The following is a 13,623-nucleotide window of genomic DNA, read 5'->3' as shown; positions in this document are numbered from 1 at the left end:
AAAATAAACGATGAAAATCCTTGTTGCAGAAGACGAACCCATCATGCTCAAAACCATTGAGCTGCGCCTGAAAAAAGATGGCCATGAAGTAATGGCCACCGACAATGGCCGCAAAGCGCTGGAGTATGTGGAACAGCACCAGCCCGATATGATCATCACCGACATCATGATGCCTTACACTTCGGGACTTGAAATTGTGGGCAAGGTGCGCCAGGGCGAAAAATATATTCCAGTAATTGTGCTCTCCTCCATGGGCCAGGAAAACGTGGTGCTCGAAGCATTCAACCTCGGCGCCGATGATTATATCACCAAACCTTTTAGCCCCAACGAGCTGTCGATCCGCGTAAAGCGCCTGGGCCAACGTATGTAACAGGGCATGAACAGTTGGTTGCACATACAAAACTGGGAACCGCACAGCCACACCGCATGGCTGCGCATCGACCTGCCGGTACGCTACCTGCTGGATACTTCGTTTTTGCTGGCTGCATGCATTATGGCCATGTTGCTGTACATGCTGTTTTTCCTGTGGAGCTATATGGTTAGGGGTAAAAAAATTGCGCAGCTAAAAGAGCTGGCACGCAACCTCATTAGCGAAGTAGCCATTGCCGAAAACATCGAAGAAGTGCAGGATATTTTGGCAGCCGATGGCGGCATACAAAAAGCATTGCGCAGCCGCCTCGGCCGCAAAATTTTTACCTCCGAACTGCTCAAGATCCGCAAGGGCCTTTCGGGTGGCGCTGTTACCAACATTCAGTGGTTGTATCAAAACCTGGAGTTGCAGCAGGATTCGCTAAAGCGCCTGTCTTCTTCCAAATGGCACTTGCAAGCAGCGGCCATTCAGCAGCTATCGCAAATGGGCGGTAAAGAACACATCACCCGCATCTACCCTTTTACCAACCACAAAAACATTTACGTACGTACCGAAGCGCAGTTGGCCTTGGTAAAAATGACCGGTTTTGAGGGATTGCTTTTTTTAAATGCGCTGGCACACCCGCTTACACAATGGCAGCAGGTTTGCCTCATGCAGCAGCTATCCATGCAGGCCGATGTGGCACCGGAGCAAGTGGCCGGCTGGCTACAATCGGGCAACGAAACGGTAAGAGAACTGGCGCTGAAAATAGTGGGTGCATTTAAACTTTACAGCCTGCTTGATGCAGTAAAGCTTTGCCTGCAACACCGCAGCGAAGCAGTGCAACAAGAGGCACTGCGTACGCTAAATGAACTGGACCCCGACGCTACCAACCTTTTGCTGCAACAGGAGCAGCACACCACAATAGCAAGGCTGCCCTTAAAAGAAACGGCATGAATTACACGGCTTTGATCCTCGATTTTTTCACCTATGGCTTTATGATCTACTCCTTGCTGATCATAGGCTTTTACATATTCATTGCGGTGTACTCCATTGGCGAAACAAGGCAGTACCGCCACCGCAGCAGCTTTACCGATTACAACCAGTTGGCCACATCCGACTATGCGCCTTCTATTTCCATTATTGCACCGGCGTATAACGAAGGTGCTACCATCATTGAAAATGTGCGTTCGCTGCTCAGCATTCATTACAACAATTTTGAGGTCATCATCGTCAACGACGGCAGCAAAGACGATTCGCTGCAAAAGCTGATTGCCGAATACGACCTGGAAAAAAAAGACTACGCATTTCAGCAGCATATTGCCACCAAAGAAGTGCGGGGCATTTACCAAAGTAAAGACCCGGTGTTTCGCAAACTGCTGGTGGTAGATAAAGCCAACGGCGGCAAGGCCGATGCATTAAATGTTGGCACCAACGTGGCCCGCAACAAATACATTGTATGTATTGATGTGGATTGCATTTTGGAACAGGATGCAATGCTGAAACTGATCAAGCCTTTTATGGACCACAGCAGCGGCCGTGTAATTGCCACCGGTGGCGTGGTGCGCATTGCCAATTCCTGCGAAGTGCGGGATGGAAAAATTGTGCAGGTGCACCTGCCGCAGCAGTTTTTGCCGCGGGTGCAAACGCTGGAATACATCCGTGCATTCTTACTGGGCCGCATGGCCTGGAGCCGCATGAACGGACTGCTGCTGATCTCAGGTGCTTTCGGTGCATTTGACCGCGAAATAGTGATTGCCGCCGGCGGCTACGACCACAAAACCGTGGGCGAAGACATGGAGCTGGTGGTGCGCATGCGCCGCTATATGGAAGAACGAAATTTAGCTTACAAAGTGGCTTATATTCCCGACCCGCTTTGCTGGACGGAAGCGCCTGCATCGTTCAAAATATTGGGCCGCCAGCGCAACCGCTGGACCCGTGGCACCATTGAAACCTTGAAGATGCACCGCAAAATGTTTTTCAATCCACGCTACGGTGTGCTGGGTTTGCTCAGTTACCCGTACTGGTTTTTCTTTGAGTTGCTGGCGCCCATCGTAGAGTTTTCGGGACTAATCTTTTTTATCATCTGCATTATTTTGGGTGCTACCAACTGGAGTTTTTTTGCGGCGCTGTTTTTACTCGTCTATAGCTTTTCGGTGTTGTATTCGGTGTTTGCCATTTTAATGGAAGTAATGACCTATAACCAGTATAAAAAGCGTTCGGAAATATTGCGGTTATTCATGACCGCTATGGTGGAGCCGTTTATTTTTCACCCCTTTGTGGTGTGGGCCGCCATCATGGGCAACATTGACCTGCTGCGCAAAAAGAACGCCTGGGGCGAAATGAGCCGCCAAGGATTTGCGACGAAGCCGGCGGTGGCTGCTGGCGCAAAAGGATAGACGTTATTCCTCTTGACAACACCTTTAAATACGGTCATAAGCAATGATTGAGTGAATTTTAGAGACCTACCACTTTCTTTAATTCGCTAAATTTGACATTCATTGATTTTGACAATGAATCCATTGGAAAAATATGGCCAAACGATCAACGACCTGTGTAGAAAACACAAGGTGAAGCGGCTATATGCATTTGGGTCTGTACTTACCGACAAGTTTTCTGAAACAAGTGATATCGACTTGGTGGTCGATTTTGATGACGTTGACTTGAAGCTTTATGCCGACAATTACTTCAGCCTGAAGTTTGCCCTGGAAGATACCCTGCGCAGATCGGTTGACCTGCTGGAAGGAAAAGCTGTAAAGAATCCTTATTTCAAAAAAGCTGTGGAACAGCAACGCCAGCTTATCTATGGATGTTGAAATAAAATCTTGGGTATACGACATCCTTTCTGCAACGTCTGAAATAGAAACGTTTTTAGAAGATGTACCCGATTTCGAGGCATATCAGGAAGACTTAAAAACAAGAAGAGCGGTAGAACGGAATTTGGAAGTAATAGGCGAAGCGATGAATCGCATTTTGAAACGAAACTCAGACCTTGGATTTACAGACGCTAAAAAGATTGTTGAAACCCGCAACCGAATCATTCATGGTTACGACTCTGTTTCCGACGAAATTATTTGGAGCATCATCACAAACAATCTTCCAAAACTCAAAATTGAAGCTGCGCAATTTCTGGCTGATTAGTACAGTACGATGTCAGTGCATCAAACCTCCTTTGTTGATCAGATTTTTATTTTAGTTCAAAATGCCGGCTTAAATAAATGCCCCACCCACCAGTATATTTCCCCGCTGGCCGCTAACGAAACCTATACCCCACCCGCAACCCGCCTAAAAACTGGTTGCCCTTTCTTCCGCCACCAATTTCATCAAACGCCCAGCCAACCTGTGGTGCAAGCATATAACGCCGGCTTACAGATAATTGCGCACCTGCAGTAATCCTGCGCGACGACAGCACTGCGCCTTTTTCAATCAGCACATTGCGGCTTTCGTCGGGCGATATGCCGGAGCCCAGTTGCATCCACACAAAGTCCCGCTCATTTTTGAGGTAATGCCTTGCGGTAAAAAACAGGGAATGGTTGCTGCCCGGTGTGCTGCTGCCAATAAACGAACGAACATTGAGGAGCCAGTTGCCGGCGTATTTGCTGATGCCTGCCGTACCCATCCACACATGCTGGTTAAAATACAGGTGGCGTACACCGCCCTCTGCCTCCCAGCCTTTAGGCAACACAAAAAATAAGGTGCCGCCGCTGCGCCATTTTGGGAAAACAGGCATCGAAGGCGAGTAGCCTGCACCCACGTATGCATAAATTTTAGAAGTAAGTTTCGGATACCCTTCCACTTCGGCCTGCCAGCCCGTTTGGCCCAGCCGGCTGGCGTAATTAAAGCGGCCGAGGTAAGTGGCCTTGCCCGCTTCCCGTTTGTATTCAATGCTCCCAATGCGCCAGTCGTTCGAAAACTGTTTGTCGAAATGATAATGCTCGTAACCAACCGTCACCGATTGGCGCAACGAATCTTTGGGCTGGGCAAAGGCTGCTGTGCACAACAACAGGGTGGGTAGTATAGAAAAAAAACGCAGGTGCTTCATAAAGTTGGATCAAAAGCTTGCAACGGCGCAAGTGTATAACGCCGGCAATGCCATTTGGCTACCGCCAAAACTGCTTGAAATTTCGATGCGCCCGGTATAAAATAGCCGGGTTATGGATAATGCAGGATAAAAGCGGTGCTGTTCGTGTTGAATGATGCGTTGCTAACGCCTGCGGGCCAGCACCACCGTTTGTTTCCATTGCTGCTTTTTGCCTTGCAGGTTAAATATTTCGATTAGCAAAATATAGTTGCCGGTGGGCAATGCGCTACCGGCATCCGAAAGGCCGTTCCACCGGAAAGAGCCGGTTTGCGTCAGTGTTTGGTTTTGCACTAGGCGGCGCACCAGCCTGCCACTGGCATCAAAAATCTGGAGGTTGGCCACGTAGTTCGGTGCATCCAGTTGATATGTAATGGTGCAAAAATCCTCAAAGCCATCACCGTCCGGCGAAAACACCTGCGGGGCAATGCTCCAGGCCATTGCAGCAGTTGTGTGTTGGTGCAGCTGCGAGTTTGCGTAAGTAGGTGTGCCAAATCCGGCAGTTGCGGCTGCCGAGGTCCAGTTGCTGCTTTGCTGCGTGGGTGCGGCCGGATTGATACGTTCCAGCGCCACACCGTCTTTTTCGGTAAGCAGCGCAAAATGCCAGTTGTGGTGGTAAGCCAGCGCATCTACTATTTGGCCCGCTTCGTTCCAAAGGGTTATGGTGCCTTTATCATCGGGCATGGAGGGCAGCGCCGCCACCTCCAACAGCAGCGCTTCATTTTTCACTAAAAAATGGCGCAGTACGGCATGACGGTCTTCGGTTACTACAACGTGCTGGCCCGGGAAAAGGTAATGCGGTTCTTTGGTCAATTTCGGTAACTGACTTCCAATTGCAGTGGTGGAATTATTGGTCAAAGAGAGGCCCGAAAGATCAATAATCTTTTTACCCCGGTTATACAGCTCTACGTAATCGCTGCCGCCGGGTTTGGGGTTAAACAGGACCTCGTTGATGACCACATCACCCGCCAAAGCCGTTTGCGGCAAGCCGGCCGGTACACTGTTGCTGCTGCCCACCATGTTGCCAGCGCAATCCTGAACGCCTTTCACTGTTACCGTGTATACCGTTGATGTTTGCATGGGTTTTTGCAGCGTTAACAACACTTGCTGATACAACGGTGGCTGCGGTGCTGCGGCCACGATGGCTATGCCGGGTAACATTTCAAATGCATGCGCATTTGCTGCAGCAGCACTATCCAATGCCTCATCAAAACGGAGCAACAGGTGCAAGCTATCAGGTGCCGTAGTGGATAGCAATGCTGGCGGTGCGTCATCGGGGCTTTTACCCGCAACAGAGTTGGGCCCGCCCGGGGTACCGCCTAAAGGGTGCTGCGCTGCCCGCCAGTTGAAAGCGCCACCGCAAGGGTTATCCCGATCGATCATTTCCAGGCTCCAGCCGCCACCTTCTTTATCCGCCGCACCGTACCACGCGGTAGTATATGGCACCGCATGTACAAGGCTGCCGGTGCCATTAACCAACACCAGTGTGATGCCGCCGTTGGACAGTGCCGGAAAAGACGTGACGCCAATTGTATTTTGCCCAAATAACACAGCATTGGTTCGGGAACAAACCACCACCAAGCTATCGGGTTGCAACAGGTAAATGGGAAAGGCGCCACTGGTACTGCTGCCCGTTTGCAGGCGCCAGCCCTGCAGGTTGATGGGCGCCGCGCTGCGGTTGCGCAATTCGATGTATTCCACTTCGGGCAGGCCAATGGAAGGCTGCGGATCGGCCATGATTTCGTGGATCACAACGGCGTGGCGCTGCGCGTTTGCCGGCAGGCAAAAAAGCAACAGCAGCAGGAGCAGGTTGGTGGTAACAGCAGTCATGTTTTGGTGTTGGGTGGGTCGCCATTATTTTACTTAAAATAAAATGGTGGCAAGCCCGGCTTTATCAGCTAAAAGATAAACGGTGCTGGTCGCAAATGCAATAGGGGGCTGTACTGCAAACAGTATTTTGTTCAGTTTTGGCGTTGAATGGCCGGGCAAACTGAACATTTGTCTAATAATTTGGGGCAAGCTGTACGTTTTTTGCCCTGCTGCATTTTTTATAATACATTCGCTTCCGCAATGATGATCATAAAACACATTAAACGCACTAAGAAACATTTTTCCACCGGGGAAGGTGCCTGACGTTGCGTGTGTGTCAGCATAATACTAAGCCTTCCCCAAACAGGGAAGGCTTTTTTTATTGTCAAACAAAAACCCGAATAACAAACAAATGAAAGTTGCTGTTGTGGGCGCCACCGGCCTGGTGGGCACCAAAATGCTGCAGGTATTGGAAGAGCGCAATTTTCCGGTGAGCGAACTGCTGCCGGTAGCCTCCGAACGTTCGGTGGGCAAAGAAGTAATGTATAAAGGCAAGCCTTATAAGGTGGTGAGCCTGCAAGACGCTATTGCCGCAAAGCCCCAACTGGCCTTGTTTTCGGCAGGCGGCAGCACCTCGCTGGAGTGGGCGCCCAAGTTTGCCGAAGCCGGCATTACCGTGGTGGACAACTCATCGGCCTGGCGTATGGACCCCACCAAACCGCTGGTGGTGCCCGAGGTAAATGCCGATGCCCTCACCGCCAACGATAAGATCATTGCTAACCCCAACTGCTCTACCATCCAGATGGTGGTGGCGCTGAACCCGCTGCATAAAAAATACGGCATCAAACGCATCGTGGTATCAACCTACCAAAGCGTAACCGGCACCGGTAAAAAAGCCGTGGACCAACTGATGGGCGAACGTGCAAAAGCTGCCGGCGCTGCTCAGGAAGAATACCCGATGGCTTATAAATATCCCATCGACCTGAACGTGATTCCGCAGATCGACGTATTCCTCGACAATGGTTACACCAAAGAGGAAATGAAGATGGTGAATGAAACAAAAAAGATCATGCGTGATGATTCGATCCGCGTAACTTCTACCACGGTGCGCATCCCGGTAATGGGTGGCCACAGCGAAGCCATCAACATCGAGTTTGAAAACGACTTTGACCTGGATGAAGTAAAAGAGCTGCTCCGTACTTCACCTGGCGTAACGCTGGTTGACGACCCTGCAAATGCCGGCTACCCCATGCCGATGGATGCGCATGAAAAAGACGATGTGTTTGTAGGCCGCATCCGCCGCGACGAAAGCCAGCCCAACACGCTGAACCTGTGGTGTGTGAGCGACAACCTACGCAAAGGCGCCGCTACCAACGCGGTGCAGATTGCGGAGTATTTGTCGGAGAAAGGATTGCTGTAGGAGTTTAAAGTTGACAGTTAGTAGTTGATAGTTGACAGTAAAAGTCAGCAGTCAGCAGTCAGCAGTCAGGAGTCGGCAGTCGATAGTTAGTAGTTGATGATGATAATAGTTTGTTTTTGTAAACAAAAGACCGGCATTTTACGCCGGTCTTTTTTATGTAATGCGGTTTGGAATTGCTGTTTTATCAGTGGTTGGAGATTGCTTCGGCGCACAGGTTGTTTTATAAAAAAATGGGTTTGCTGCGCCTCGCAATGACAGTAGTGTTTGATGGAGCGCTGCTCACTATCAGCTATCAACTACCAACTATCAACTCCTGACTGCCAACTTGCCCTCACTTCCCTTCATACATCGTGCTTAGTGCAATGCGTTCATTGGCATCCAAGTCGCTGGCAACGGCACGGAGCTTGGCGCGGATGGCATCCAGCGAATGTTTGCCGAGTGGCAGGCGCAGGGTTTTGCTATCGCTTGCTACAAAGTCGATGATTGCGTGGGCGCCTTTTTCGGGATCGCCTTCCTGTTTGCCATCGATGCGGGAAATATAGTGGTACATCTGCGCCACGGGTGTTTGCTTGTATTCGTCCATGCGATGTTGCGCCAGCTTTACCGAACTGCCGGCAAACTGGGTGCGGAACGGACCGGGCTGCACAATGGTTACGCGTATCCCTAATGCGCCTACCTCTTGTGCCAGCGCTTCGGCAAAACCTTCCAGCGCAAACTTGCTGCTGTTGTACACACCAAAACCGCCGGTGGCTTTAAATCCTGCGGCAGAGGAAATAAACAGGATCTGCCCCGAGCCTTGCTGGCGCATAGCAGGCAGCACCTGTTTAGTTAGCGCAACGGCTCCAAAAAAATTGGCTTCAAACTGCTGGCGGACCTCCTCCATGCTAAATTCTTCGATGGCGCCAATAGTGCCATAGCCGGCATTATTTACCAGCACATCGATACGGCCAAAATGATCAATAGCTTGCTGTACACTAGCGGTAACCTGTTCCTGGCTGGTTACATCCAGCACTATGCCCAAGCCTGCGCCGTTATTATTTGTGGTAAAATCTGCAGCCTGCTCCGGTTTCCGAAATGTTGCGGCAACCTTGTGCCCGTTCTGTAAAGCTGCTGCCGCCAGTGCTGCACCCAGCCCACTGCTGGCGCCTGTTATCAACCAAACTTTGCTCATGGAAAAATCAATTGGGTTTTTTAAGCGTGAATGGTAATTGTCGTGAAAGGTGAAACGTCAAACGTGAATGGATCATAAGAATTGGCAGATGCTCCGGTTTTACCAATCGATACACTTATCAACCGCCATTTCCTTTTTGACGTTTGACGTTTGACGTCTGACGCCAATAACTCACCATTCACCATTGACCATTCACGTTTCACCTTTCACAATTCTCGTTACCCTCACGCCTCCACTGTCCGGTTAATGAAACAAATAAGCGGGTGCAAGGTTTTAAACACTGCTACGGTTTTTTTGTGCAATGCTGCTGATGTCAACTCGGCGTCGGAAACAGGCGTTTCGGCAATAAAGCTTTTGAACTTTAAATACGAAATGGCCGGGTGGTCTTTTTCGTAGCCTTTGGGTGTGGTTACCAGTTCGGTTTCGGGGCTGCGCCAGAGGTCGCCAAAAGTTTGTTTGAAGTCGGGCGCTTCCACTAAAGATTTGAACTCGTCCCAACAGTAATCAATTTCCTGCCGCACTGCTTTTAGCTGTGCTGCTTCGGGCATCCACAATCCGCCGCCCACAAAGCTTTTGCCCGGCTCCAGGTGAAAATAATAGCCTGCAAACGGCGACTTTTTGCCACCCCGTTTTATGGAAGCGCCCATGTTGCTTTTATAGGGCCGTTTGTCTTTGGCAAAACGCACATCGCGGTTGATGCGAAACAGACAATCTCGGGCCGCTATACCGGCAATGGTAGCATCGGTGCGTTGCAGGTCGTCGATGACCAGTTGTATAAAATTTTGAAAGTCGATGCGTGCAGCTTCGTATGCGGGGCGGTTGTTGTCGAACCAGGGCTTATTGTTGTTCAGTTCCAGCCCCGAAAGGAATCGCAGGGTTTGAGGTTCAAGCATGGGCAAATTTAGTTGGTAGTTGGTAGTTGGTAGTTGGTAGTTGGTAGTTGGTAGTTGCCAATGAAAAAAGCATGCACTTATTGCATGCTTCAAAAAATTATTTCGATTGGCGAAGCAATTCTATCAACTACCAACCCTCTCTCCCTACACGCTTCCCCAATTCTCGCCGCTTTTGATGCGGTAAAGGGTCATTTCGCTCACTGCGTACTTGTCGGCAAGTTGTTTGATGGTAAGCTTGCGCCGTTCGCTGTTCAAAATGTCCTTGATTTTGCGCACCTGCGCTGCCGTTAGTTTCAGGCCCACGGTGCGGTTGGCCTGCCGCTCTTTGTAGGCCATTTTTGCGGGGCTTTTTTGTTGGTGGGCAATCATCTCTTCCAGCGTAGCCCACTTCAGGTTTTTTACACTGTTGTCCAGCTTGTCGTGATTTTTATGGATCACATACTTATGCTTCGGCGATGTTTTGGGTAAAAACAGCTTGGCCAGTTCGCGGTGAATGTACAGGGTGCCCTTGTTGTCGGGGCGGTGCAGGTTTAAAGTGCGGTAGCCGGTGGTGATGGAACCGTTGAGCAACTTTCCATCCTCCAGCACATCGTCTTTAAAGCTAGCTATCCGGCCATGCGATGATACTGCATACCGGTTGCGCAAAGCGGCGCTGCCACTGAACTTCATTGTTTTCCAAACCTCTCCCGGTAATTTCTTGATCATGATGTTCACAATTTAAAGGTGAACTAAAAAAGGGTGCAGGCAACATGCCCAAATCCAGTATAATAATAATATAAATTTCGTGCCGTTGCGTAGCCTGTAAAAGGTTTTACAACAACTGCCGAGCCGCTATTGTTGCGGGTTTGCGCAATTTTCGGTTAATGGTTGGGTTAAGCAAACGGCTACTGCAAACCGGGGCGTTGTTAAACCAACCCAACAGTATGCAGTAGCCGTAATTTTTTTACAATAAAAATGAACGCAAAAGCCTACTGCTTTTGCTCGAAATTCTTTTTGGCAGCCTCTGCTTTTTTAAAATCGAGGATCACACCGTTGATGCAATAACGCAGGCCGGTGGGCGGTGGGCCGTCATCAAACACATGGCCCAAATGCGCCTTACAGCGGCCGCACTGCACTTCGGTGCGTGTCATGCCATGCGAGTGGTCGGGGGTGTAAATAATATTGCCTTTGCCAACTGGCTCGTAAAACGAAGGCCAGCCGCAACCGCTGTCGAACTTGGTGTCGCTTTTAAACAACGCATTGCCGCAAGCCGCGCAGTAATAAGTGCCCACTTCCTTAAAGTTTTCAAACTTCGAGGTCCAAGGCCGTTCGGTACCTTTTTGCCGGGCTATCTGGTACATTTCTGTGGGCAGAATCTTGCGCCACTCATCGTTGCTCAGCTCTACTTTCGAAGTGTCGGTATTGGAGTAAACCGGGTTTTTGGAAGGTTGTACGCTCATGGCATTTTGTTTTGACGATTGCGCCTGGGTGCAGCTTTGCAGCGCCAGGGCCAGTATGCACAGTAAGAACAGCTGTTTCATATTGGTAAGTTGTTACAAATGTACGCAGGTGCTAAAAGTTTGGTTTGTTAAAGAATGCTTCCTGTTCCCTGCACCGCTGCATATCGGCCCGCATTGCAAATACCTTCAATAAACCGACGGCTGCATTGATGTTTATTTAAAGAAAACGGCACACTGTTGTTTTTTACCAAACCGGGGCGCCAAATCGCAACCTGAATTCTCTGCCCGGTTCCCTATCTTTGTCTCAACAGCATTTTTAGCGCTTATGTTTAATTTGATACTGTTCGGACCTCCCGGCAGCGGCAAGGGAACCCAATCGGAAAGAGTTGTAGAAAAATTTGGATTGGTGCACCTTTCTACCGGCAACCTGCTGCGGGCCGAAATTGCAGCAAAAACGCCCCTCGGCACCGAAGCCAAAAATTTCATCGACAAAGGACAACTGGTACCCGACGAGGTAGTGATCGGCATGATCGACACCATGTTGGAACAAAATAGCAGTGCAAAAGGTTTTCTGTTCGATGGCTTTCCGCGTACCGAAGCACAGGCCCAGGCGCTGGACAAGCTGCTGGCGCTGCGCAAAACAAGCATCACCAAAGTAATTGCCCTCGAAGTATCGGAAGAAGAGCTGGTGCAACGCCTGCTGAAACGCGGCGAAACATCGGGCCGCACCGACGATACCGACGAGGCCGTTATCCGCAAACGCTTTGCGGTATATAAAGCCGAAACCGAACCGGTGGCCGAGCACTATAAAGCCCTTGGCCGTTTTGAGGCTATTAAAGGCGAAGGCTCGATCGACGATATCTTCAACGCCCTTTCTGCTTCTATTGAAAAAGAAGCTGCCTCGGCGGTGTAGGGTGTAGTTGGAAGACGGATGTCGGAAGACCGAAGACGTGTACTTAATTTTCTAGAATCCTGCAGGTGTTAGCCTGTGGGATTTTTCTTTTTCGGCAGTATCTTCAAAGGCTGAACTTTTCCGGACTTCGGACTTCGGACTTCGGACTTCGGACTTCGGACTTCGGACTTCGGACTTCGGACTTCGGACTTCGGACTTCGGACTTCGGACTTCGGACTTCAAAACCACCCACCATGAGCCTTTCCCATAAAATCCGGTTTTTGCAACAGCAGTTTATCCCGCTGCTGCGCAGCATTCCGCACCACACGCCGCCACAATGGGGCAAAATGAATTTGCAGCAAATGATCGAGCATTTTAGCGATGCGGTACGCTTATCGTCGGGCCGGTTGCCGGCGCCCCGCCTGTTTACCCCCGAAGCCGACCTGCCGAAGATGCAGGCGTTTTTAAAAAGCAACCAACCGCTGCGCGAAAACATACCCAACCCGATGGTGCCGCAGTCGCCGGCGCCGCCCAGGTTTACCACCATGGAAGAAGCGATTGATAACCTGGAGGAAGAATTACAGCATTTTTTTGCGGTGTTTGCCGCCAACCCCAACCTCACTACACTCAACCCGTTTTTTGGCAACCTCGATTACGAAGGCAACGTACTGTTTACCTACAAACATGCAGTGCACCACCTGCGGCAGTTTGGTGCCGTGGTAACAACCGAAGCCTGAACCAGCGCTGCCCGTTATTGCGCGGCGCAGCAGCAATAAAATAAATGATTGCTGCTTCCACACAGTGGCAATCACTTGCCGCAGCAATGCGTGAGGGGCAAAATTTGATTTATATTTTTCCGGCGCACCGGTAGTGCTAGATTGGTATTTGGCCAAAGCCATCATGTCCGGCTTCAGCTCCTATGACTTTACAGCTGTGGAAGAAGCGTATCGAACCTTTGCACCGCAAATAAAAACGGCCGCTTTCCGGGATACACTGGACCAATATTATACCCACATGCAACGGCTGCGGCCCGGCAACCCCGCACCTGCTTTTACTTTAAAAAATAGGGAAGGAAAAGATGTATCGCTCAGCGACTTCAGGGGAAAAGTGGTGTACCTCGACTTTTGGGGCGTTTATTGCGGCCCCTGTATTAACGACATCAAAAATTATATACCCCAGTTGCACAACCGGTATAAAAACAAGGATGTTGTGTTTTTAAATGTTTGCGTGGATGTAGCTGAAAAAGAATGGAAGTCGGCTGTGCAAAAATTAGGGTTGACCGGCATCAACCTGCTGGCCGAAGGATGGGACCGAAACCCGGCTTGTAAGGCATATAAGGTTGATGCCATTCCACACTATGTGCTGATTGATAAGGCAGGAAACCTGGTGCAGTACAACGCCGACCGGCCGTACACGCTATTGGAAGAAAATGAAAATGCGATCGACCGGTTGCTGCAATAGCAACACTGCTTTAATGGTTCAGGGCACAAACCTGCAGTTGAACTTTAATGGGTTAATTGGTTGCACCAACACATTTTTATTCCCTGGCGCCGCGTTATGACAGCCGTTTGC

Annotated in this window: 15 protein-coding genes; 9 read left to right on the top strand and 6 right to left on the bottom strand. The window is 50.0% G+C overall.

Annotation, left to right across the window (positions count from 1 at the left end; all coding sequences use genetic code 11):
• The first annotated feature begins 10 nt into the window (after positions 1-10).
• The 5 genes from DRJ53_RS06150 (at position 11) to DRJ53_RS06130 (ending at position 3,490) form a co-directional block, all read left to right on the top strand.
• Entirely contained in the window at positions 11-370 is a 360-nt protein-coding gene (locus tag DRJ53_RS06150; RefSeq protein ID WP_114234713.1) for a response regulator transcription factor, read from the top strand.
• 6 nt (positions 371-376) lie between these two features.
• The gene (locus DRJ53_RS06145) at positions 377-1,306 is read left to right on the top strand and encodes a HEAT repeat domain-containing protein (protein WP_114234712.1); all 930 of its coding nucleotides are present in this window, start codon (positions 377-379) and stop codon (positions 1,304-1,306) included.
• Entirely contained in the window at positions 1,303-2,748 is a 1,446-nt protein-coding gene (locus DRJ53_RS06140) for a glycosyltransferase family 2 protein (RefSeq protein ID WP_114234711.1), read from the top strand. Before DRJ53_RS06145 ends, DRJ53_RS06140 begins: the two co-directional genes overlap by 4 nt.
• 114 nt (positions 2,749-2,862) lie before the next feature.
• Positions 2,863-3,165: a nucleotidyltransferase family protein gene (locus DRJ53_RS06135; RefSeq protein WP_114234710.1), complete on the top strand. Its 303-nt coding sequence runs from the start codon at positions 2,863-2,865 to the stop codon at positions 3,163-3,165.
• The gene (locus DRJ53_RS06130; protein ID WP_114234709.1) at positions 3,155-3,490 is read left to right on the top strand and encodes a HepT-like ribonuclease domain-containing protein; all 336 of its coding nucleotides are present in this window, start codon (positions 3,155-3,157) and stop codon (positions 3,488-3,490) included. Before DRJ53_RS06135 ends, DRJ53_RS06130 begins: the two co-directional genes overlap by 11 nt.
• A gap of 112 nt (positions 3,491-3,602) precedes the next feature.
• Here DRJ53_RS06130 and DRJ53_RS06125 read toward each other — a convergent pair whose 3' ends face one another.
• On the bottom strand, positions 3,603-4,391 hold the full coding sequence (locus tag DRJ53_RS06125) for a YaiO family outer membrane beta-barrel protein (RefSeq protein ID WP_114234708.1): 789 nt from the start codon (positions 4,389-4,391) through the stop codon (positions 3,603-3,605).
• 162 nt (positions 4,392-4,553) lie between these two features.
• The gene (locus DRJ53_RS06120) at positions 4,554-6,257 is read right to left on the bottom strand and encodes a lamin tail domain-containing protein (RefSeq protein ID WP_114234707.1); all 1,704 of its coding nucleotides are present in this window, start codon (positions 6,255-6,257) and stop codon (positions 4,554-4,556) included.
• Positions 6,258-6,648: 391 nt separating this feature from the next.
• On the opposite strand from DRJ53_RS06120, the gene DRJ53_RS06115 reads away from it, so the two are divergent.
• Complete coding sequence (locus tag DRJ53_RS06115) at positions 6,649-7,656, top strand: aspartate-semialdehyde dehydrogenase (protein WP_114234706.1); 1,008 nt, start codon at positions 6,649-6,651, stop codon at positions 7,654-7,656.
• A 331-nt stretch (positions 7,657-7,987) separates the two neighbouring features.
• Here the strand turns inward: DRJ53_RS06115 and DRJ53_RS06110 are convergent, their stop codons facing one another.
• The 4 genes from DRJ53_RS06110 to msrB all read right to left on the bottom strand — a co-directional run bounded on the left by DRJ53_RS06110 (position 7,988) and on the right by msrB (position 11,240).
• Positions 7,988-8,827: an oxidoreductase gene (locus DRJ53_RS06110; protein WP_114234705.1), complete on the bottom strand. Its 840-nt coding sequence runs from the start codon at positions 8,825-8,827 to the stop codon at positions 7,988-7,990.
• A gap of 224 nt (positions 8,828-9,051) precedes the next feature.
• Entirely contained in the window at positions 9,052-9,720 is a 669-nt protein-coding gene (locus DRJ53_RS06105) for a DUF2461 domain-containing protein (RefSeq protein ID WP_114234704.1), read from the bottom strand.
• A gap of 144 nt (positions 9,721-9,864) precedes the next feature.
• Positions 9,865-10,425, bottom strand: coding sequence for an NUMOD4 domain-containing protein (locus tag DRJ53_RS06100; protein WP_114234703.1), 561 nt, complete (start codon positions 10,423-10,425; stop codon positions 9,865-9,867).
• A 263-nt stretch (positions 10,426-10,688) separates the two neighbouring features.
• Positions 10,689-11,240, bottom strand: coding sequence for a peptide-methionine (R)-S-oxide reductase MsrB (gene msrB, locus DRJ53_RS06095; RefSeq protein WP_114234702.1), 552 nt, complete (start codon positions 11,238-11,240; stop codon positions 10,689-10,691).
• Positions 11,241-11,484: 244 nt separating this feature from the next.
• Here msrB and DRJ53_RS06090 point away from each other — a divergent pair, with 244 nt between their 5' ends.
• The 3 genes from DRJ53_RS06090 (at position 11,485) to DRJ53_RS06080 (ending at position 13,512) form a co-directional block, all read left to right on the top strand.
• Positions 11,485-12,072, top strand: coding sequence for an adenylate kinase (locus DRJ53_RS06090; RefSeq protein ID WP_114234701.1), 588 nt, complete (start codon positions 11,485-11,487; stop codon positions 12,070-12,072).
• Positions 12,073-12,305: 233 nt separating this feature from the next.
• Positions 12,306-12,788, top strand: a complete 483-nt coding sequence (locus DRJ53_RS06085; RefSeq protein ID WP_155523194.1) for a hypothetical protein — start codon at positions 12,306-12,308, stop codon at positions 12,786-12,788.
• A gap of 163 nt (positions 12,789-12,951) precedes the next feature.
• Entirely contained in the window at positions 12,952-13,512 is a 561-nt protein-coding gene (locus DRJ53_RS06080; RefSeq protein WP_123893391.1) for a TlpA family protein disulfide reductase, read from the top strand.
• Positions 13,513-13,623: the final 111 nt, after the last annotated feature.

The organism is Paracnuella aquatica (genome assembly GCF_003332885.2).
Classification (GTDB): domain Bacteria; phylum Bacteroidota; class Bacteroidia; order Chitinophagales; family Chitinophagaceae; genus Flavisolibacter; species Flavisolibacter aquaticus.
Note: the sequence above shows the minus strand (reverse complement) of the source record. Positions and strands in the feature narration are given on the sequence as shown.